Below are 20,481 nucleotides of genomic sequence, written 5' to 3' on the forward strand. Positions count from 1 at the left end.
CTGCGGTCCCTGCCGTCATCGCCCTCCACGGGGTTATTGTCAAAGTGACGATAACCCTGGTACAGTCATTATTGTCAGAATGATAATAATGAACTGAAGGATGACGACGATGGCGCTGCTCGACTGGATGAACTCCGCGGCAATCCCCAACCTCTTCGGCACTCCGGTGAGCTGGATCGAGATTATTGGTTTCGTCACCGGCGCCGCCTGCGTCTACGGAGTCGCGAAGCAGAAGCTGTGGAACTGGCCCATCGGAATCCTGAACAACATCGCGTTCATTATCCTGTTCCTGGGAGCCGGTCTTTACGGTGAAACCGTCCTGCAGGTCATTTTCGCCGCCGTCGCTGTCTACGGTTGGTACAACTGGATCCGCGGCACGGCTGGCACCGGGAGCCGGAACGACCTCCCCATCCGCGATGCGAGCCGCAATGAGTTGTTCCTCGGCCTCGGGGCCACGGCAGCCGGCACTGCAGCCGTGGCGATGGTCCTCACCCACGGAACCGATTCCCAGGTTCCGTGGCCGGATGCCTTCGTGCTGACCGCATCCCTGGTGGCCACCTACGGGCAGGCCAAAAAGATCTTCCAGCACTGGTACGTGTGGATCTTCATCGATGTGGTCTCCATCCCGCTCTACTTCAGCCGCGGCCTGACGTTGACCGCCATCCTCTACCTCGGGTTTCTCGCTCTCTGCGTTTATGGACTCATCGACTGGAAGCGCACCCGAAGCGCTGCAACGCCGGCCACCCCCGAAGCCATCAAGGCAGGAGCCTGAGATGTACAAGCAAGCATTGGTCATCGGCAAGTTCTACCCGCCGCACGCGGGCCACGCACATTTGATAGCCACCGCCGCGGCCCAGTCCCGGAAGGTTGCCGTCCTGGTACTTGGCAGCCGTTTTGAGTCCATCACTATTGATGAACGGGTCAGGTGGCTGGCCGCTGAATTCGATGACGTCCACGGAGTGGAAATCTTCGGAATGCGCAATGACTGCCCCGAGGACTACCACTCGGACGAAATTTGGACTGCCCAGAACGAGCTGATGCGGCTGGCCGTGAAGAGCCATGGTGTGACAACAATCGACGCGGTCTTCAGCTCCGAAGAATACGGTTCACGCCTTGCTGCGGCTTTCGGAGCAGAGCACGTGCCGGTGGACCCGTCCCGGCGGGCCTATCCGATCAGCGGCACCATGTGCAGGGAGGACCTCGGCACCTCATGGCCGTACATCATCGCTCCCGCCCGCCAGGAACTGGCAACGCGGATCATCGTGGTGGGCGCCGAGTCCACTGGCACCACCACTTTGGCCAACGCGCTGACCGAACATTACCGGCCGAGATTCCCCCGGATTGCCGACGTCCCCGAGTATGGCCGTCAGTTCACCTACGAGAAGTTCCACCGCCTCCGCTCGGAGACGCCCGACGCCGGTATAGAGGACATGGTGTGGACCGCCGAGGACTTCAGTTTGATTGGCGCACGGCAGAACGCGATGGAAAACGCGGCAGCGGATGCTTGCCCCTTGGTGATAGCAGACACCGATGCCCTGGCCACCACGCTGTGGGAGCGGTACTACCTCGGCGAAGGAAGCTTTGGCTCCTTCCACGCGGCAGATGTTCTGCCCCGCAGGGATCTGTACTTGATCACCGATCACGAGGGCGTGGACTTTGAAGACGACGGGTGGCGTGAAGGCGAGCACCGGCGGGCAGAAATGACCGAGTGGTTCAAGGAAACCCTGACCGAGGAGGGGCATTCCTGGATTCTGGTCACAGGTGACCATGATCGGCGTGTGAAGACTGCCGTCGAGACGATTGACCTCATCCTTGCGCAACGGAGCGGATTCACTTCACCGCCGTGGGCAAGCCGAACCGTTCTGGCCCCATCCGTTGTGGCCCCATCCGTTCTGGAAAGGGCATCGGCATGACGGCGAATTCACAGTCCGCGAAGGAATTCCTCCAAAGCTATAACCCCGGGGATTACCCGTCCGTGGCCCTCACCGCAGATCTGGTGGTCTTCGCGGTGTCCGCGGGCGCTTTGAACGTGGCGCTGGTTCGCAGGGGCGGGCATCCGTTTAAGGATGCGCTGGCGCTGCCCGGTGGTTTCGTCGGACCTAAGGAGTCTGCCGAACAAGCGGCACAACGGGAGCTCGTAGAAGAGACGGGGCTGGACCTTGGGAAGTTGCCGGTACACATCGAGCAGTTGGCCACGTACACCAGCCCGGATAGGGACCCGCGGATGCGAGTTGTTTCCGTTGCCCACCTGGCCCTGCTCGCGACGGACGGGAGTGTCCTGCCGGGGCTTGCCGCAGGGTCCGACGCCGCAGCTGCTGCGTGGCACCCTGTCCACGACGTCCTGCGCAGCAACGATCTGGCCTTCGATCACCTCGAAATCCTGCAGGACGGTCTGCGGCGGCTGGCCGGCAAGATGGAATACACCACGGTCGCAGCCCGCCTGCTGCCGCATGAGTTCACCTTGACGCAGCTTCGCACCGTCTACGACGCAGTGTGGGACACCACCCTTCCGGCGGGAAACTTCACCCGAAAGATGATGCCCCACCTGACTGCCACAGGCCGGAAGGCGAGGGCGGCTACCGGTGGTGCCCCGGCAGCGCTGTTCACCGCCACTGACCGGCACATCCATCCGCCCATGGCGAACCCAACGAACTAGGCCAACCCAACAACCCATGTAGCGCGTTAGAGAAGCAGCAATACCTCCGTGGAGTAGCTCTGCGACGAGCTCATTGATCCCCGGAACCAGCACACTGCGTGGACCGAGGGATCGCCGGGAATGACCATGGGCCGGAGGTTGTCCACATCCGATCCCTCGGTGATGGCTTCCCATGTCCAGCTGGCGCCGGAATCGGAAGTCCGGCCCCGGTAGATCTCGTAGTGCGCAGTGGTTGCACCGGTTCGCGGGTCCACGGGTGCGGAGATGTAGACGCGATCCAGGTTGTTCGGGTCCACAGCACCCAGCCCGGTGTAGTCCTGCTCGTGCGGTAGCAAGCCGGGACCGGCGACGGCGAGGGGATGCAGCTTCCAGCGCAACCCATCAAAGCGGGCGTACAGCAGGCGGTGATCGTCGACGTCGAGCATTTGCTCCCGCTGCAGCGGACCGTTCACGTCGTTGGCCCGGCACGTGAGGATCGCCGCGAGTTCCGTGCCCCGCCGGCGAAGGTCAGTAGTCCAGCCATGGGTGAGGACATCGCCGTCGAGCGTTAACCCGGCTTCGAAAACGGTGGTGAGGGCCGTCTGGTTGATCCCGGCTGAGCCGATCACGGGCTTGCTGACCACCTTGCCCTCGGCGTCGTGGAGCGCATCGCCCTGGATGTAGCCGTGGTAAATGCTGTTGTTGTAGTCGCGTGGGTGGTGGTCCGTGGTGATGAGGTCGATCCGGTCCGTGCCGTTGCCGGCATAGCGGGTGTAGCCGTTGACGTAGCCGATTTTGGGGCGGGTGAAGAGCTTGCCGCCGTAGCTCCAGGTGCTGCCGTGGTCCTCGGAAATCATCAGCGTGGGGTCGTCGTTGATGGCGCGGACAAAATTGTAGACCCGGCCTTCGGTGCTTAGAGCGTGCAGGTTGGAGTAGGTGGCGCCGCGACCGTCGGCGAGTTCCGTCCAATCGAACTGCTGCTCCGGTTCCCACTGGGAAGCGTCGTGCGGCTTGGTGGAGACGCGCCAGCGGGAGTAGTTGTCCGTTTTGTGCTTGGCATACATCGCCACATAGTGGCCGTCGGGCCGGATGAGGAGGGCGGGAGCGTTGTGGTCATCGGACTCCAACCTTTCATGGAGTACGTGGACGCGGCTCTGACCGGTAGCAAGGTTCACCTCCGCAACTTCAATGTTGCCGCCACGTTCCGCACCACCCTGTCCTTCAGGTGCAGCGACCGAGCCCACCAGCAAGGTGTTGTTTGCGGGGTCGATCAGTGCGCGCTCGTCCTGGAACCAACACCACGCCCCGTTGTTGTTGAGGGCAAGTGGCTCTTGGGGGAAAGAGTTGACCATGGGAATCCTTTGCCGCTTTGCATCGTTTCAATTCCGGTGTGGGTACTAGTCTAGGCGCATGACCACTCGAGCCAACGAACTTACAGCCTTGGTAACCGGGGCCACCGCCGGTCTCGGTGCAGAATTCGCCCGCCAACTTGCCGAAGCCGGACACCACCTGATCCTGGTAGCCCGGGATGAACAGCGCCTCAAAGAAACAGCCGAGGAACTTGAACGCGACTTCAGTATCTCGGCGGAGGTCCTTTCCGCGGACTTGACCACCGACGTCGGCGTCTCAGCCGTCGCAGACCGTTTGCGGGACGCTGCACGGCCTGTGGATGTCCTTGTTAACAATGCCGGAATCGGGCTGTTGAAGTCGTTCGAACGGAATGAGCTGGACGAGGAACGCCGGCACCTGCGGCTCCACGTCCAGACACCCATGGAGCTGAGCCACGCGGCATTGGAAGTCATGCTGGCCCGGGGGAAGGGACGGATCATTAACGTCGCCAGTGTGGCAGCGTTCGCCAATAGGGGCACCTACTCTGCAGCCAAAGCCTGGCAAGTGACCTTCAGCCGGTGGGCCAACATCGCCTACGCGAAATCCGGCGTGCAGGTCACAGCCGTTTGCCCCGGTTTCACCCACACCGAATTCCACGATCGCATGGGCATGGACAAATCCGTTGCACCCCGATTCCTATGGCTGACAGCCGATCGCGTAGTGCGCGAAGGGCTGGAGGACAACGCCAAAGGCAAGGCAGTCTCCATTCCGACGCGTCGGTACAAGGTGGTCAGCTTCTTCGCCCGTGTCCTCCCGGCGAAGCTCACGTCCGGCCCGCCTCGCCGGCCGTTGGAACCCTAGCTCGCCGGCCGTTGGAACCATAAGCCCCGGAACCATAAGCCCCAAAAATTGTCCTGCCGCTGCTTTCCTGACGGGGTGGCGGGCTTTAGGCTGATGCTGGAGTGCGGCACCGGGCGCGGCTGCTGCGCTGGGGCTACAGCAGCGTGGTCCCGCAAACGGGGCCCGCGAGTCGTCCCGCTTTCCCGCGAACCATGCCGTGTCCGAAGCAGGTAACGCATGGACGAGGCAGCTCCCACGGACGGCTCCAGGCAGGGAGGACACGACGGCGGAACGGTCGCCGTCGAGGACAGCGACGCACACCTGGTGCTGCTTGTCCGAGCAGGAACCACGGCCGCGTTCGAGACGCTCTATGCGCGGCATCAGTCCATGGCTCGAACCGTGGCCGCCGCCCAGCTGGACAATTTTGCTGATGTTGACGATGTTGTGGCGGACGCGTTTGCCTCGGTCTATCAGTCCCTGGCTGCCGGAAAGGGGCCCGATTCCTTTTTCCGCGCCTATCTGCTGACCGCGGTTCGGCGTGTGGCCCACCGCGTCAACCGGGACGCGACCCGTACCAGCCCGACATCCGAATCGTACATTTTGGATACCGTGGATGCCCATGATGATCCCGCCGTAGCGACGTTCGAATCGGCGGCGGTGGCTCAGGCGTTCCGGTCCCTACCGGAACGCTGGCAGGAAGTCCTTTGGTACGTGGACATTGAAGGGCTGAAGCCTGCAGCAGCTTCGCCGCTCATGGGCCTGACGCCCAATGGAGTGTCCGCACTCGCACTCCGGGCGCGGGAGGGCCTGCGCCAGGCGTACCTCCAAAACCACATCAGTACATCGGCAGGGGAAGACTGCGAGGAATACTCAACGCAATTGGGTGCGTACTCGCGCGAAGGACTGAGCAGGCGCAAGCAAGCCCGGGTGCAGGAACATCTGGAAGGCTGCCCCAAATGCACCGCCCTGCTCCTTGACCTCAGTGACGTTCAGTCCGCCATGCGCGCATGGATCTTCCCGCTGGTAGCAGGGGTAGCCTTCAGCTCGGCCTTCCCTGCGCTCGCAGGCGGAGGCGGGGGAGCCGGTGGCACTGGGTCGGCACCAGGCGGCACCGTCATCCGCGGGGTGGAACCCCGGGGAATTTCCCTGCCCTGGAAAGTGGGCGCTGGCGTCTTGGCGGTGGCAGCAGTGGCAGCGAGTGCCGCCATGGCGCTGGGAGTTGCGGGCGCCACCACCTCCGAGCCGCCGATTGCGGGTGCATCGCCATCCCCGGGTGAGCCCACGAATCCGCTGATCCCACCGGTTGCTGAGGACATTTCGGAGGAGTATCCGCTATTTCCGGACTTCAGCGATCCGTCCCAAGGCAGCCCCGAGAAGCCGGCCTTCTACCCCTTCCCGCCCAGCACCACACCAGACCCCGGCCCCTTACCCAGTCCGTGGCCATCGCCGGGTGAAACTCTGCCGCCAGCGCTTCAGCCATTGCCTACCATTGCACCTTCGGACCCTGCCACCTTGCCGCCGCTGCAGCCCACGCCGGCACCTTCCGTAAGTCCTTCGCCGAACCCGACAGCAAGCCCAACGCCCATCCCCACGCCGAGCCCCGGCCCCAGCGAAACGCCGGCTCCATTGCCTGCAGTGACGGCCACGTTCACCGCTGAGCCGGGCACAACGGCGTCGGACACCAACGTCACTGTCACTTTCCGCCTCAAGGACCAAACGGCGGTGCCCGCGTCCGCCGAGGTGGTCTTTACGATTTCCGCCGGCACGGACATGATCCCGGGCAAGCTCGTTGAACCGGCGGGCTGGACCTGTTTAAAGGAGGCTGCTGCCACAACGCAATTCCGTTGCACCAGCACCGCCGTGGACCCGGATAATTTGACGTTCCTGCTCGGAATTTCCAAGCAGGACGAGGCGGAGGTGGCTACGCTCGACTACGCATTCAGCGGCACAGGCATAGGGACGGTGACCTTTTCCAACACCTTCTAGCTTGACAACGCCCGACAGCAGGAGCCGGGTTACTATGACACTTCATTCGAGCCTGAGGGGGCAGTGCTATGAAGAACGGATCCTTGACATTCGCGGTGGCAATGGTTGCAGGGGGACTGCTGCTGAGCGGCTGCTCAGGTACCAGCTACTCCGGTTTGGAGGCGTTGCAACGGGAGGCGACGGAGGCAGACACGGCCCCGGAAGGGCTGACCATGGGCGAAGTTGAGCTGGAAAAGATCCTTCTGGTGGCGGAGGCTAACGGAAAAAAGTACTACTTGGGGGAAGGCAAGCAACACCGGCCGACGTGCCTGATCGTAGGATCCGCCGACGCGTATTTCTCGCATAGTGGCTGTAGCGATTCCATCCAGGGAGAGTTGTTGAGGATTGGTGGCCCCGACCAGAAATCCGCTGTTCTGGTGTCCGATGGCTACGACACCAAGCAGTTGGAATCGAGCGGCCTGACGAAAATCCACCCGAACATCCTGGTAGTTACGAACTAGCCCGTTTTCTCAGGAACCCGGCCCCGCGGCGCCCGCACCAGCACAGCAACCGCGATGCCAACCACGGCTCCCACGAACGTTTCGATGGCCCGCTCCATCACCAGTACGCCCGGATCCATGGGGGAGGCCAGCTGGGCGATCAGCAGGATCACCGGGGTAAAGAACACCATGGCCCACCCGTAATGCCGTGCCATGAACAACTCCGTGGGGAACTGGCACAGCACCACCAGCACAGCCAGTACCACCGCGGTTTGACCGGGGAAGTACTGAAGCGGCGATAGCGGACTGGGAAAAAGTACGACGGCGACAATCGCCAACCCGAGGAACGTCCCCACGATGCGGTGGATACCTCGGTGGACGCGGCTTGGGAGGTCGGCACCGGCGAGGGGCACGGCCGCGGCGGCCATGGCCCAGTGCGGGTGGCCGCTTCCGCTGAGGACGCCGATGGCGCCCGCGGCACTGACCGCCAGGGAATAGCGTGCGGCATGGACCAGAGCGGCTTGACGCAGTGGGCCGCGGAGGACGGGAACGTCGCGGGCAGCGCCGGAATCCCACCTGCGGCGCAGGAACCAGCCGGTAAAACCGACCACCATGGAAAAGGCGGCGGACGCTGCCGCGATGAGTACCGCCGTCGTGAACGGAACATTGGTGGGCACGGATGCACAGGCGCCCAGTGCGAGGATGCCGAAGAACGGGCCGATCGGTTTGAGGCGCACGGCGTCGGCGTAGAGCGACCCGACACCGGCGAACAGGGTGGCCACCAGCACCAACCACCAGGAGTGGATGTGGTTGACGGAAAGGAACACACCGATGGCCAGCCCGCCCACCAGGAACAGGGCCGCCTGGGCTTGGTGCTTGAGCCGCAGCTGATGTGTTTCGTTGCGCCCGTACATTCCGGTCAGCGCACCGAAAACGGCGTACATCATGAGATCCGGGCGGCCTATGAGAATGAGGAACAGCCCGGGTACTGCCACACTCAGGGCCACCCGCACAGCCGAGAGGCGATCGTTGTTGGCAGGGCCCAACCGGTGGAGTTCGCGGGCGTGGACCATCAATCCGGTCACAGAGGAACACCACCAATCGGCTAGGGCTTGTCTTTGCAAATTAGCAGTGTCGCCGCCCAGGCCGCCATAAGCCCGGTCACAACCCGTAGTGGGCGTGGGCGCGCGTACGGGGAAAGGTCTGGGAAGATCGAGGTATGCCCGTCGCTTTCGTCTGCCGTACCCGCTCCACCATGTCACCGCAGGAGCTGTTCGATCTTTCCCGTAACATCGATGCCCACGTGGGGTCCATGACCCAGAGCCGCGAGAAAGCAATCGGCGGCGTCACCACCGGGCTGATCTCCGAAGGTGAGACTGTCACCTGGCAGGCGTGGCACTTGGGAGTCCGGTTCCGCATGACCAGCCGCATCACGCGGATGGAGGCGCCGTCGTCGTTCTCTGATGAGCAGGTGAAGGGCCCTTTCAAGTACCTCCGCCACACCCACGAGTTCCGGCCCGAAGGCAGCGGGACCCTCATGGTGGATACGGTGGAATTCGCGGCGCCGTTCGGCCCGCTGGGCAGGCTGGTGGAGAAGCTGGTCCTGGCCCGCTACCTGCAGAACCTGATTGAGAAGCGCAACGAGTTCCTTATTGCCCAGTATCAGCCAGCCCAAACCCCTACAGCCCAGACCCCTACAGCCCAAACCCCAGCCCAGGACCCGCGGCAATGATCAGGCTCGCGCATGCGGACGACCTGCTGATTCTGCAGGAGATCGAGCGTGCCGCGGGCCAGGCTTTCCGGGCTTTGGGAATGGACTCCATCGCGGATGACGAACCCCTATCCATCCATGAGCTGAACAGTTATGCCACAGCCGGGCGCGCATGGGTTTCTGTGGACGGGCTCGACTACCCGGTGGCGTATTTGTTGGCGGACATCGTGGACGGCGAAGGCCACGTGGAGCAAGTCAGTGTTCATCCGGATCATGCGCACCAGGGCATTGGCCGGGAACTGCTGCATGCCGCGCGCGTGTGGACGCGGGGCCACGGAATGCACAGGCAAACCCTCAGCACGTTCCGGGATGTGCCATGGAACGCCCCGTATTATCGCCGCCTTGGTTTTGAAGTGCTCGACGCCGGCAGCTGGGGTCCGCAGCTGGCCCACCTGATGGAGCACGAGGTTGAGTTGGGCCTGACCCGTTGGCCGCGCGTTGCCATGTGGCGCGCCGCGGTCCCGCCAGGTAGTTAGCCCGCCACCAGCTCCACCTCGTAGCTGTCCGTGTTGAGCAGGTACGCGGCGTAATGGTCCGGGCCGCCGGCGTGCGGATACTTGGACTCGAACATCTCGTACCAGCCTGCGTCCGCGCCGAGCGCCCGGATCCTGTCCACGTTCTCCCGGGTGCCTGCATGGAAGGCCACGTGATTCACCCCGGGATCAGTGCGGCGGTGGGTTGTAGCGGTGGTGGCATCAGTCTGCTCCACCACCACGTACATGCCGTCGAGCTTCCAACTGCACCCGGTGGGCCACTCCTGGAAGGGCTCATAGCCGAGCTCACCCAGCAGCCAACCCCACTCTTCGCGGGCTCGCTCGAGGATGGGCACCCAGATTTCCAGGTGGTGGATGGAACCAACAGGGGCGGCGGCGATCTCAGGCATGCGCCGAGTCTACGAGGTCCGGGCCCGTTCCACATCGGCGGCGCTCGCAGCGTCACCACGTTCACGGAGCCCGGCAATCACACCGTCGATGTCCGCGGCAGGACGGTTCTGGCTCAGCTTGGCCTTGGCCTCCACCCGGGAAATCAAGAGTTCGACGCCGACAATCGCCCTCAGTTGGCCGGCGATGAACCGCTGGGGCGCGTCCTCCACGCTCCACGGGTCCCGCATCCCGGCCTCGTGGTGATTGGAGAGCCGGCGGACGTGCCTGCCCAGCCACTCGGCATCGTCGTGGATCACAAGCTGACCGTAAACGTGTGCCGTGGAGTAATTCCACGTGGGCACCACCCGGCCGTGCTCCGCTTTGGAGGCGTACCAGGACGGCGAAATGTAGGCGTCGGCACCTTGGACGATCATCAGTGACTCGCCGATCGCAGGCGAGGACCACTGAGTGTTATTACGGGCCATATGTGCGTGCAAGGCGCCGTGCTCACCCACTGTGGGCTCGTAAACAAACGGCAGAAGCGTGGCGAGCAGCCCATCCTCTGACGTGGTGACCAGATTGGCTGCGCTGGCTCCGGTCAGGAGCGAGTCAACAGCCTCCGGGGATGCGGCAAAGTGTGCTGGGGTGTACATGGAGTACGTCCTTTCAGAACCGGAATAATCAGGAGTTCGACGGCGGGCTGAGGCGCACGCGGACAGCGGCACCTGCGCAGATGATCACCGCCAGGCCACCCACCACGGTGGTCCAGGTGATGGACTCGCCCAGCAGCATCCCGGCCCACGCAATGGTCATCACGGGTTGGACCAGTTGGATTTGGCTGACTTGGGCCATGGGGCCGATCGCGAGGCCCCGGTACCAGGCAAAGAAGCCCAGGAACATGCTCACCACCCCCAAATAGGCAAAGGAGAGCCACTGGGCGCCGGATGCGGAGGACAGTCCGGAGCTGAGCGAAACCGCAGTCAGGATGATCATCACTGGCGAGGCGACCACCAGCGCCCAGGAGATGGTCTGCCACGATCCGAGTTCGCGGGCCAGCATGCCACCTTCTGCGTAGCCAACAGCAGCGGCAAGCACGGCAGCCAGCAGGAGCAGGTCCGCCCAGTGGAGCGAGCCGAACCCTCCGGACTGGACCAGTGCAAAGACCAAGGCCGCCACCACTCCGGTGAACGTCAGGACCCAGAACAGGGGACGCGGGCGTTCCCGTCCGCGAATCACGGCCGCTGTGGCCGTGGCAGCCGGGAGCAGGGCGATCACCACCGCTCCATGGCTGGCTGAGGTGCTGGTGAGGGCAAAAGTTGTCAGCAGCGGGAAGCCGGCAACCACACCTCCGGCCACCACAGCCAAACGCAACCATTGGGAAGCGCCAGGCAACCGCTGCCTGGTGATGCCCAGGGCCAATGCCGCCAGCAGTGCGGCGACCACGGCCCGTCCGGCTCCAATGAACAGGGGAGACATGCCCTCAACAGCCACGCGGGTGAAAGGAACTGTGAAGGAAAAGGCCAGGACGCCCAGCAGACCCCACCAGATTCCGGTGGATGTGCGGGAGGATATCACTGCCCGCGAATGCATAGTAGCGCTACTATTGTGACTCATGAACAACGATAGCAGTTCCCGGATCGCCCTGCGGTTGAAAGAGTGGATCGCTGATGCGGCGCCCGGGGCAAAGCTGCCATCAACCCGGCACCTGGTGGCCGAGTACCAAGCGAGCCCGGTGACTGTCCAAAAAGCCCTGCGGACCCTCACGGCGCAAGGCCTGATTGAAAGCCGCCCCGGCGTTGGAACATTCGTCCGCGCATTCCGGACAGCGAGGCCGTCGGACTACGGCTGGCAGACGGCTGCCCTGCGATCAGCCCAGACCGCACGTCCGCTGAACTCCGCCGCGATGCGGAGCGCTTCCAACAACGTCATCGCGTTCCACTCGGGGTATCCGGACCGCGAACTGCTTCCGGAACGTCTGGTCCGTGCAGCACTGACCCGCGCAGCCCGCGGCGAGGCAGCCCTGTCCCGGCCGCCGGCGCAGGGTATCCCCGAACTGCAGACCTGGTTCGCGCAGGAACTCAGTACCTCAACGCCGGTGGGCGTCACGCCACCCCAGCCCAGCGACGTCGTGGTTCTTCCCGGCAGCCAAAGCGGCCTCAGCTCGATTTTCCGCGGGCTGGTGGGCCACGGACAGCCACTGCTGGTGGAATCGCCCAGCTATTGGGGTGCGCTGCTGGCTGCCGGCCAGGCGGGCGTGAAGGTGATCCCTGTTCCCAGCGGCCCGGAGGGGCCGGATCCCGAAGAGCTGGACAGGGCCTTCGAGGAGTCCGGCGCCAGGCTGTTCTATGCACAGCCCAATTTCGCCAATCCCACGGGCGCCCAGTGGACGGCGCGTCGCGGCGAGGAAGTGCTGAAGATCGTCCGCCGTCACGGAGCCTTCCTGGTGGAGGACGACTGGGCCCACGACTTCGGCATCACGGCACCCTCCGTCCCGGTAGCTGCCAAGGACGACTCCGGGCACGTGGTGTACATCCGCTCGCTGACTAAAAGCGTGTCACCGTCCATTCGGATCGCAGCGGCGATCGCGCGCGGCCCGGCTCGTGAACGGATCATGGGTGCGCAGGCGGCCGAGTCCATGTACGTCAGCGGCCTGCTCCAGGCGGCGGCCTTGGACGTGGTCACGCAGCCGGGCTGGCAGACGCACTTGCGCGGCCTCAAGCACCAGCTCCAGTCCCGCCGCGACCTCCTGGTGACCAGCCTGCGGGAGCATGTGCCGCAAGCCCATCTCAGCCATCTGCCCAAGGGCGGCTTGAACCTGTGGCTCAGGATGCCGGACGGGTTCGACGTCGAACGGCTCACCAAGGATTGCGAAGCGGCCGGGGTGCTCATTGCCGCAGGGACGGAGTGGTTTCCCGCGGAACCCGAGGGGCCGTACATCAGGCTCAACTACGCCGGCCCCAACCCGGGAGCGTTCCCCGAAGGTATGCGGATCATGGGCGAGGCGGTGCGGGGGTTGCTGGGATCCTGACGCTTTCCCGTTGCCGGCCCGCTATTCCGTCGCGGGGCAGCGACGCAGGCGCGGGGGAGCGACGGGGTTGCGCCGGTCAGCCTGCAGGTGTTTCGGCCACCGTACGGCCGTAGCCTGCGCGACCGGTCTGATCGAACCCATGCCGTTCGCGGGTCATGAGATGGATCTCGTGGCCTTCCGGATCCTTAAGGACCACAAGCCAGGCCACCGAAGCATCAATGACGGGGGAGTGCGGAACACCTTCCCTGTCCAAGTGCTCCAGCCAGGCCTCCAGGTCTTCCCGGTGCGAAATATCGATAGCGAGTTCCAGGCCCTCCTGGGATTGGGCCGCGGGATTGGCCCGGAAGGAAAGGCCGGTGGGGTTGGCGCCGGGCAAGCGGCCGGCGGCACCGGCGATTGTTCCGTCCGGACCGGGGAACTCCATGACCGCCTCCCAGCCGAACACGCGGGAGTACCAACTGCACGTCCCCGCAAGGTCCCTGACCGGCAGCTTGGTTCCCAGCAGGCCGTTCAGCGGTGGGATGGATTCTTCCATAACAACACGCCTCCTAATGCACCGTCACTGAATTAGTACGCCTATACTGCACTTCATGATGGTGAAGGACAAGGGGCAAACCGTGGATCCGCGGATCAGGCGCACCGAACGTGCGGTCATGGCTGCTGCGGGTGAACTCTTTGTGCGTCAGGGGTACACGGCAACCACCATGAGCCAAATCGCCAGTGCAGCAGACTGCGCTGAACGCACATTGTTCCTCCGGTTCACCAGCAAGGCCGAGCTCCTGAAGCGCGTGGTTGACCAGACCTTCGCGGGAATGGGGTCCGAAGAGCCGGTCCCGGACGAGCCCGGCACAGACGAGCCCGGCACAGACAAGCCGGGACCAACGACGCCGGGCTCAGCGAATGCGACGCCGGATACCTTGGAAGCCCGGTTGCAGGCACTGGCCAGCAATATAGCTGCAACCATGATCCGGACCGGACCGCTGTTTGCCGTTGCCCGCGAGGCCGAAGCCAGCGAACCCCTGATCCGGGAAGCCTTCGACGCCGCGCGCAGGGACACCATCGCCGCATCCCGACGCATGTGGCGCGGATTGGAGCGGGACGGCCTGATCAGCAGTGGGATCGACGTGGACTGGGTGGCCGATACCACCGCGCTTCTTGGCGCAGCGGACACGTATCTCCTGATCCGGACGGCCATGGGATGGGACCAACAGCAACTTGCAGCCTGGCTATCCCGCACCTGGCTCTACTTTGCCACGAACCCTGAACCGGCCGCCGTCGTGCTCCCTTAAACGCCGCAGCCACCAACGCCAAGGAGAGCGCCTTGGGGCTGGTGGCTACGGTGGGCGGCAAGCTGCCGCGAACTAACTGAATCGCTATGCAGAAGTTGCAGGCAGTGAGTTCCTAAGCGGGAGTCAGGTCCTTGTTGCCTTTGCCGAGCGATGAATCATCGATGGGCCGGCCGTCGAACGGCATCTGATCCAGGTTGATCAACGGGTTGGTGTCCTGCGTTTCCACCAGTTCACGTGCCTCTGCCTGGGTGTCCACACTGGGCATGGAGCCCGGCAGCGGGCGGCGGGCCGATTCCGGCAGGAAGAAGATGGCAATGGCGCCGATGATCGAGGTACCCATCAGGTAGTAGGCGGGCATCATGTCGTTGCCCGTGCCTTCAATGAGTCCCTGAACGATGAACGGGGTGGTGCCACCGAAGATCGCCACGGAGAAGTTGTAGGCAATGCCCATTCCGCCGTAGCGGCTGGAAGTGGGGAACAGGGCGGGCAGTGCCGAGGCCAGGTTTGCCACGTAGAACGTCACCGGGAAGGCGATCAGTGCCAGGCCTGCAAGCGTGGACCAGATCTCGCCGATGCCAATGAGCATAAAGGCGGGAATGGAGAAGACCACTGTGCTGCCCGCGCCTACCCACAGGACTGGCCGGCGGCCGATGCGGTCCGAGAGGCGGCCGGTAAGGGGAATGCAGATGGCCATGATCACCAGGACCGGGATGGTCAGCAGGGTGCCGTGGACGGGATCGTAGCCCTTGGAGTCCGTGAGGTACGTGGGCATGTAGGACGTCAGTGCGTAGCCAACAATGTTTGCTGCAGCAGCCAGGATCATGGCCAGGAGGATCTGGCGCCAGTAGGCCTTGATGATGCCCACAGGTCCCTTGGCAGCAGCGGCATCCTGCGCTGTTGCGTCCTTGGCCGATGCCTCCTGGGCATCAAGGGTGGCCTGGAACTGAGGGGATTCCTCGATCTTGCTACGGAAGTACACCGCGATGAGGCCCAGCGGACCAGCGATCAGGAACGGAATCCTCCAGCCCCACTCCTCCATGGCGGCCTGTCCCAGCGTGAGTTGCAGGACCGAAACCAGGGCGGCGCCCAAGGCGAAGCCGATGTAGCTGCCCATGTCCAGGAAGCTGGCGAAGAATCCGCGGCGCTTATCTGGAGCGTACTCACTCACGAACGTGGTGGCACCGGCGTATTCGCCACCGGTGGAGAAGCCCTGGATGAGCTTCAGGATCACCAGCAACGCGGCGGCCCAGATACCGATCTGCGCATAGCCGGGAAGGAGGCCGACGGCGAACGTACTTGCCGCCATCAGCATCAGTGTTGCGGCGAGCACCTTCTGGCGGCCCACCTTGTCGCCGAGCCAGCCGAACACGATTCCACCGAGGGGGCGGGCGATGAAGGTTGCGGCGAAGGTTCCCAGCAGGAACAGTGTCTGGACCGAGGGGTCTGCCTCCGGGAGGAAGACAGGACCCATGGTGGTGATGAGGTAGCCGAAAACACCGACGTCGTACCATTCCATGGTGTTGCCGACGATGGTGCCGCCGAGTGCTTTGCGCAGCATCGGCTTGTTCACCACATTGACGTCGGACTCTTTGAGCCGGCGCTTCGGGCGAAGCTTCTTCGTTGCGTTCTTTACTGCGTTTGCTGCGTTTGTGGCGGCCGGGGTGGGGCCTGCCAATACCTGGTTCCCGGTGGCGTTCCTTGCGCCATCCGGAGAGACGGTGTTGCTTTGGTCTGTGGGCATTTGGGCTTCTCCTAGGGAGGTCATTTGCTTGCGACTTCTGCTGCCCCGCTCTGGGCAGGGTTTCAATTTTACGGGTTTTAGGCCGAAAACCCGAGTTGAGATCCGATTTTTGGGCTGTTTTTGGGTGCAAATTGCCTAGCTGTGTTGCATCTCATTACCCGCTGTTGCCCCGCTACTATGCGGATCCGCCTCCGTTTTTGCCCTCCAGAGCACGTTGTTACCAAATTGTTTAGCTGAGCCCACTTAACGGGGCAATTTGGGTCCCGGAAGCTGATGAATCGATAGGCGCGCGGGTACCCATCACCACGGTTGCGTCTGCCCTTTCGTCCGAGGCCACCTCCGCGATGAACCCCGCCTCGCCGAGAATCCCTGCCGTCGCCAGCGCCTGCTGCCCCGAGGTTTCCATCACCAGGAACCCACCCGGCGCCAGCCACTGAGCCGCGCCCAGCGCTACCCGACGCTGTACCGCCAGACCGTCAGCGCCGCCGTCGAGCGCTGCTCTCGGCTCGTGGAGTCGCGCCTCCGGCGGCATCATCCCTATTAACTCCGTGGGCACATACGGCGCGTTGGCGAGCAGCACGTCCACCTTCTGGCGCAACGTCTTAGGGAGGGCTTCAAACAGATCCCCGTGGTGGACGCGTCCACCACGGGGCTCGACGTTGTATCGCGCACAACGGACCGCAGCGGCGTCGATGTCCGCGGCATGCAGCTCACAGCTCCCCAAAAGATCGTGGAGCGCCGCCCCTATTGCCCCAGAACCGCAGCAGAGATCCACCACGACGGCTCCGGGTTTGGCGATCATCGCCGCCTGGCGGACCAGGAACTCCGTGCGACGCCTGGGCACAAACACTCCGGGGCTGACGGTCATGCGCTTCCCGCAGAAATCCGCCCAGCCCACAATATGTTCCAACGGAAGGCCGCTGAGCCGCTGGTCCACCATATGGTGGAGCTCGTCCGGATGGCGGGCGGCGTCTATGAGGAGTCGGGCTTCGTCCTCCGCGAAAACGCAGCCGGCGGCACGCAATGCGGCGGCGATGGATGCTCTCCGGGTCACGTTTGCCATGCTAGCCGAGGAAGAATCCCGATGGGGTTGGGCGCCGGAATTCAAAGTTGCTGCAGGTGAGGGGTTCACAAATCTGCCGGGACTTAGCTAGGGTATGAGGCATGGGAACACTGATTTTTGAGTAGACCGGCCTCTGCCCCTCGCGGCACAGCCGAGTTTCACCTGACAAAAATCCACGCCTGTTGAGGCCCTGCCTCCATGCCGTTCCCGTTCTCGACGTCTTCTTCCCGAACCGCAACGACATAGGATACGTGTCTCTTCAGGACTCACACTTTTAGGAGTCCACATATGACTGCCAACCCTTCCGAAAACAAAAAGACCCCGGCCGCCGGCGGTATCAAGTCCAAGCTGACCGACGCGCAGAAGGCCATGCTGGCAAGCAAGTCCGGGGGCGGTGCTCCAGCGGGCTGGCAAAGCACTGGCAAGGGGCACAAGCCCACCGCCGCCAGCGGCAAGCAGGCTAAGACCGAGAAGAAGGTCCGCTGGTAAACCTGCGGGCAGGCACACTGAAAAATAGGCACACTGGAAAGGAAGAACCATGACTGCTGAACGCATCAATCCTGAGGTTGCAAGCCATTTGGTGGAGTCCATGGACATGGCGCCCATGCCCGAACCGACCACCATCGCGGTCGCGTTGGGCGCCGACCAAAGCAGGCAGTGGCCGGACGGTAACGGTAAACGACGCCACCCGAAGGAACGGGGACAAGCCCACGGCCGCATGGGCCAGGGAGCAGCTGTGACGGCGGTCCACCGGACCAGCCGCCCGCAGATGCCGCACTCCTCCTAATAACCCGGCCACCCAAACAAACCCGAACGAACCCGCACCACCTGCGTAGCCAGCCCAACTGAGGAGCAGCACAGCGCGTTTTGAGCCCTCAAAACGCGCACAAATGCGACTCAGTTGGGCTGGCTCACGTCGTTAGGAGACTTATCCGGACGCCAGCCCCGCCACACCGGATGACGGAGCCGGCCGGGCCCCGTCCATTCGCCGAAGGATACCTCGGCCACCAGCTCAGGGCTCACCCACGTGGCACCCGCTGCATCTTCGCGGGGTATGTCTGTGAAAGGGCATTCGCTTACCACCCGGGGTTCAAGATGCTCCATGACATCCCGGAGCTGCCAGTCCTTGAATCCGGTGCCCACCCGGCCCACGTAGTGCAGCTTGTGGCCGTCGGGGATGCCCAGCAGCAACGCGCCGAAAGTCCCGCTTCGGGCCCCCGCGCCGGGCCGCCAACCTCCCACCACTACTTCCTGGCTTTGCTCCAGCTTGAGCTTGATCCACGACCTGCTGCGACGTCCGATCACATATCTGCTGTCGGCTTTCTTGGCCATGACACCCTCCAAGCCAAGCTCGGCGGCGCTGGTCATGAGGTCTTCCACGTCGTGGTCCAGCACGGCGGAAAGGTGAAGGGGGCAACCTTTACGAAGACGCTCCGAAAACCCGGAAAGCCTCTCGCGGCGCTCGCGGAACGGCAGCCCGCTCAGGTCCCTACCGTCGTCGTACAGAAGATCGAACAGCATGAGCTGCACCGGAACCGTAGCCCGGGCGCGCTCGATGTCCGCACCTTTGACCAAATTCATCCTTAGCTGCAGCCGTCCGAAGTCAGGCCTGGACCCTTTGCCGAGCGCCACGATTTCGCCGTCCGCAACGAAGTCTCCGTCGGGCCAGCATGTGCGGTCCGTCAGTTCGGGATAGGCGGCCGTAAGATCGTTTCCGTTGCGGCTCATGAGCCGGATCTTGCCCTCCGTACCGGTGATGATCGCCCGGATTCCGTCCCACTTCAGTTCAAAGAGCCAATCGTCGCCGCGGAGATCAGCGGCGGTTCCGGCGGTGGCCAGCATGGGGGTGTAGTTCGGCATGGGCTGCGGCTGAGGTGGATCGGACTTGGGCGCCGCGGTTTTGGCCGCAGCCGGGCTGCCCCGACGCCCACCCGGCTGTTCCTTCATAAGATGGATCAGCCAGTTCTGACCCGTATTGATCAGCGCAAAGCGTTTGGTGCCGCCAAGGCCACCACCCGGCTCGCCTGTAAGGGTGGCGATCACTTCCTTGCCGTCGCGCCACTTCTCGCAGGTGTACTCGCCGCGGTCCCAGATGGTCATGGTCCCGGCCCCGTACTCGCCCTTGGGAATGACGCCCGCGAAGTTCGCGTATTCCATGGGGTGGTCCTCGGTATGTACGGCTAGGTTGTTTCGGTCGGAGGTTTCCGGGATGCCCCGCGGCAACGCCCACGAGGCCAGGACTCCGTTGTGCTCCAGGCGCAGGTCCAAGTGGTAGCGGCGGGCGTGGTGCTCCTGGATGACGAATATGCCGCCGGGCGGCGGAGGGTCGCCGGGCTTCGGCTGGGCGGAGGAGGAACCCGCGGATTGCGGTGAGGCAGAAGCGCCCGACGACGACGGGAACGGCTCCGGGGTTTTGTCCGGATCGCGCATCCCGACGTATTTCGCGAGACGGTTCTCGGCTGTCACCACCCGCTCGCGGGAACGGCCGGTGCCTGAACCGCTTCCGGGAGCACCGCCGTCGTCCTTCTCATCCTCCCCATGAGGCGGCAGGTGCCGTTCGGAGATCGGTGCGAAGTGGTCTTTGCCGGTCTTCACGCGCTTCATCACGGCCCGGTAGTCCAAGTGCTCCAACGAGGCGGAGGAGAGCTCCCGCCACGTGCGCGGCGCCGCCACGGTGGGGATGGCGCGTCCGCGGAGGGAGTAGGGGACGATTGTGGTCTTGTTTCCGCTGTTCTGGCTCCAGTCCACCAGCACTTTGCCGTGGCGGAGGGACTTCTTCATGTCGCTGACCACCAGATCGGGGTGGTCCGATTCCAACGCCCGGGCCAGCTCTTTGGCGAAGGCGGACACTTGCTCGGACTTCAGCGTCCCGTCCAGGCCCGTGTAGAGGTGGATGCCTTTGCTGCCGCTGGTAACAGGGACCGGGTACATTCCCATGTCCTGCAGGATGGAACGGGCCAGCTTGGCCACTTCAACGCATTCGGGCAGACCTGCCCCGGGCCCGGGGTCGAGGTCCAGGACGAAACGGTCGGGGCGGAGCGGCTTCCCGGAAGGGTCCACTTGCCACTGAGGAACGTGAATTTCCAAGGAGGCGATCTGGGCCATCCACGTGAGCGTCGCAAGGTTGTTGACCAGGGGATAGACGTTGGTGTGGTCCGAATGCTGAATTGTGGCGCGGGGAATCCACTTTGGCGCGGAGTCCTCCAGGTTTTTCTGGAAGAAGACTTGCCCGGGGTTTTCGGCGGTACCCACTCCGTTAACCCAGCGCTTGCGGGTGACGGGCCGGTTGGCAGCAGCGGGGATCAGGAAAGGTGCCACTGCGGCGTAGTATTCCAGCACTTCGGCCTTGGTGGTGCCGGTTTCCGGGTAGATGATTTTGCCCAGATTAGTGAGAGTGAGCTCGTGGCCTTCCACGTTCACCCGCTCCTGTTGCTTGCCTGCCACCTCTTCTCCTCCG

At 63.7% G+C, this 20,481-nt stretch carries 21 protein-coding genes; 12 read left to right on the plus strand and 9 right to left on the minus strand.

The genetic code is table 11. The features are described from left to right. Positions 1 to 109 precede the first annotated feature (109 nt). The 3 genes from pnuC to HAV21_RS06270 are packed head-to-tail and all read left to right on the plus strand — an operon-like array spanning position 110 to position 2,656. Positions 110 to 772 (plus strand): nicotinamide riboside transporter PnuC, encoded by a 663-nt coding sequence (pnuC, locus tag HAV21_RS06260; RefSeq protein ID WP_166841081.1) that lies wholly within the window; start codon positions 110 to 112, stop codon positions 770 to 772. A gap of 1 nt (position 773) precedes the next feature. Next, entirely contained in the window at positions 774 to 1,913 is a 1,140-nt protein-coding gene (locus tag HAV21_RS06265; RefSeq protein ID WP_166841082.1) for an AAA family ATPase, read from the plus strand. Next, the gene (locus HAV21_RS06270) at positions 1,910 to 2,656 is read left to right on the plus strand and encodes an NUDIX hydrolase (RefSeq protein WP_166841083.1); all 747 of its coding nucleotides are present in this window, start codon (positions 1,910 to 1,912) and stop codon (positions 2,654 to 2,656) included. The genes HAV21_RS06265 and HAV21_RS06270 overlap by 4 nt, the downstream gene beginning before the upstream one ends. Before the next feature lie 26 nt (positions 2,657 to 2,682). On the opposite strand, the gene HAV21_RS06275 is transcribed toward HAV21_RS06270, so the two are convergent. Beyond that, positions 2,683 to 3,987: a BNR-4 repeat-containing protein gene (locus tag HAV21_RS06275; RefSeq protein ID WP_166841084.1), complete on the minus strand. Its 1,305-nt coding sequence runs from the start codon at positions 3,985 to 3,987 to the stop codon at positions 2,683 to 2,685. Positions 3,988 to 4,045: 58 nt separating this feature from the next. On the opposite strand from HAV21_RS06275, the gene HAV21_RS06280 reads away from it, so the two are divergent. The 3 genes from HAV21_RS06280 to HAV21_RS06290 all read left to right on the plus strand — a co-directional run bounded on the left by HAV21_RS06280 (position 4,046) and on the right by HAV21_RS06290 (position 7,290). After that, positions 4,046 to 4,825: an SDR family oxidoreductase gene (locus tag HAV21_RS06280; protein WP_166841086.1), complete on the plus strand. Its 780-nt coding sequence runs from the start codon at positions 4,046 to 4,048 to the stop codon at positions 4,823 to 4,825. 216 nt (positions 4,826 to 5,041) lie between these two features. Further along, entirely contained in the window at positions 5,042 to 6,790 is a 1,749-nt protein-coding gene (locus tag HAV21_RS06285) for a sigma-70 family RNA polymerase sigma factor (RefSeq protein ID WP_166841087.1), read from the plus strand. A 68-nt stretch (positions 6,791 to 6,858) separates the two neighbouring features. Then, complete coding sequence (locus HAV21_RS06290; protein ID WP_142937050.1) at positions 6,859 to 7,290, plus strand: hypothetical protein; 432 nt, start codon at positions 6,859 to 6,861, stop codon at positions 7,288 to 7,290. Here HAV21_RS06290 and HAV21_RS06295 read toward each other — a convergent pair. Further along, positions 7,287 to 8,414: an FUSC family protein gene (locus HAV21_RS06295; RefSeq protein WP_166841356.1), complete on the minus strand. Its 1,128-nt coding sequence runs from the start codon at positions 8,412 to 8,414 to the stop codon at positions 7,287 to 7,289. The genes HAV21_RS06290 and HAV21_RS06295 overlap by 4 nt on opposite strands. Positions 8,415 to 8,488: 74 nt before the next feature. On the opposite strand from HAV21_RS06295, the gene HAV21_RS06300 reads away from it, so the two are divergent. Beyond that, positions 8,489 to 9,001: an SRPBCC family protein gene (locus HAV21_RS06300; protein WP_166841088.1), complete on the plus strand. Its 513-nt coding sequence runs from the start codon at positions 8,489 to 8,491 to the stop codon at positions 8,999 to 9,001. Further along, positions 8,998 to 9,516 carry a GNAT family N-acetyltransferase gene (locus HAV21_RS06305; RefSeq protein WP_166841090.1) on the plus strand — a complete coding sequence of 173 codons (519 nt, stop codon included), beginning with the start codon at positions 8,998 to 9,000 and terminating at the stop codon, positions 9,514 to 9,516. Before HAV21_RS06300 ends, HAV21_RS06305 begins: the two co-directional genes overlap by 4 nt. Here HAV21_RS06305 and HAV21_RS06310 read toward each other — a convergent pair. Genes HAV21_RS06310 through HAV21_RS06320 form a run of 3 tightly spaced genes read right to left on the minus strand, consistent with a single transcriptional unit; the run spans position 9,513 to position 11,517 of the window. Next, entirely contained in the window at positions 9,513 to 9,914 is a 402-nt protein-coding gene (locus HAV21_RS06310) for a VOC family protein (protein ID WP_166841357.1), read from the minus strand. The two genes, HAV21_RS06305 and HAV21_RS06310, sit on opposite strands and share 4 nt — an antisense overlap. Positions 9,915 to 9,932: 18 nt before the next feature. Beyond that, positions 9,933 to 10,556 carry an FMN-binding negative transcriptional regulator gene (locus tag HAV21_RS06315; RefSeq protein WP_166841091.1) on the minus strand — a complete coding sequence of 208 codons (624 nt, stop codon included), beginning with the start codon at positions 10,554 to 10,556 and terminating at the stop codon, positions 9,933 to 9,935. A 28-nt stretch (positions 10,557 to 10,584) separates the two neighbouring features. Further along, a complete protein-coding gene (locus HAV21_RS06320) occupies positions 10,585 to 11,517 on the minus strand; it encodes a DMT family transporter (RefSeq protein WP_166841092.1) in 933 nt (310 codons plus the stop codon). Between HAV21_RS06320 and HAV21_RS06325 the strand changes: the two genes are divergently transcribed. Beyond that, positions 11,516 to 12,931 (plus strand): PLP-dependent aminotransferase family protein, encoded by a 1,416-nt coding sequence (locus HAV21_RS06325; RefSeq protein WP_166841094.1) that lies wholly within the window; start codon positions 11,516 to 11,518, stop codon positions 12,929 to 12,931. The two genes, HAV21_RS06320 and HAV21_RS06325, sit on opposite strands and share 2 nt — an antisense overlap. 76 nt (positions 12,932 to 13,007) lie before the next feature. Here the strand turns inward: HAV21_RS06325 and HAV21_RS06330 are convergent, their stop codons facing one another. Next, positions 13,008 to 13,466 carry a VOC family protein gene (locus tag HAV21_RS06330; protein WP_166841095.1) on the minus strand — a complete coding sequence of 153 codons (459 nt, stop codon included), beginning with the start codon at positions 13,464 to 13,466 and terminating at the stop codon, positions 13,008 to 13,010. Between the two features lie 55 nt (positions 13,467 to 13,521). Here HAV21_RS06330 and HAV21_RS06335 point away from each other — a divergent pair, with 55 nt between their 5' ends. Next, on the plus strand, positions 13,522 to 14,220 hold the full coding sequence (locus tag HAV21_RS06335) for a TetR/AcrR family transcriptional regulator (RefSeq protein ID WP_166841096.1): 699 nt from the start codon (positions 13,522 to 13,524) through the stop codon (positions 14,218 to 14,220). A 112-nt stretch (positions 14,221 to 14,332) separates the two neighbouring features. On the opposite strand, the gene HAV21_RS06340 is transcribed toward HAV21_RS06335, so the two are convergent. Both HAV21_RS06340 and HAV21_RS06345 read right to left on the minus strand, forming a co-directional pair. After that, a complete protein-coding gene (locus tag HAV21_RS06340; protein WP_142937042.1) occupies positions 14,333 to 15,961 on the minus strand; it encodes an MFS transporter in 1,629 nt (542 codons plus the stop codon). Between the two features lie 229 nt (positions 15,962 to 16,190). Next, positions 16,191 to 17,015, minus strand: coding sequence for a putative protein N(5)-glutamine methyltransferase (locus HAV21_RS06345; protein ID WP_347877613.1), 825 nt, complete (start codon positions 17,013 to 17,015; stop codon positions 16,191 to 16,193). 297 nt (positions 17,016 to 17,312) lie between these two features. Between HAV21_RS06345 and HAV21_RS06350 the strand changes: the two genes are divergently transcribed. Together HAV21_RS06350 and HAV21_RS06355 are read left to right on the plus strand one after the other, a co-directional pair. After that, positions 17,313 to 17,513, plus strand: coding sequence for a hypothetical protein (locus tag HAV21_RS06350; RefSeq protein WP_142937040.1), 201 nt, complete (start codon positions 17,313 to 17,315; stop codon positions 17,511 to 17,513). A gap of 49 nt (positions 17,514 to 17,562) precedes the next feature. After that, complete coding sequence (locus HAV21_RS06355) at positions 17,563 to 17,811, plus strand: hypothetical protein (protein WP_142937039.1); 249 nt, start codon at positions 17,563 to 17,565, stop codon at positions 17,809 to 17,811. A gap of 110 nt (positions 17,812 to 17,921) precedes the next feature. Here the strand turns inward: HAV21_RS06355 and HAV21_RS06360 are convergent, their stop codons facing one another. Continuing rightward, complete coding sequence (locus HAV21_RS06360; protein ID WP_166841100.1) at positions 17,922 to 20,468, minus strand: ATP-dependent DNA ligase; 2,547 nt, start codon at positions 20,466 to 20,468, stop codon at positions 17,922 to 17,924. Positions 20,469 to 20,481: the final 13 nt, after the last annotated feature.

This window comes from Paenarthrobacter sp. MSM-2-10-13, from assembly GCF_011605365.1.
In the GTDB taxonomy this organism is placed as follows: domain Bacteria; phylum Actinomycetota; class Actinomycetes; order Actinomycetales; family Micrococcaceae; genus Arthrobacter.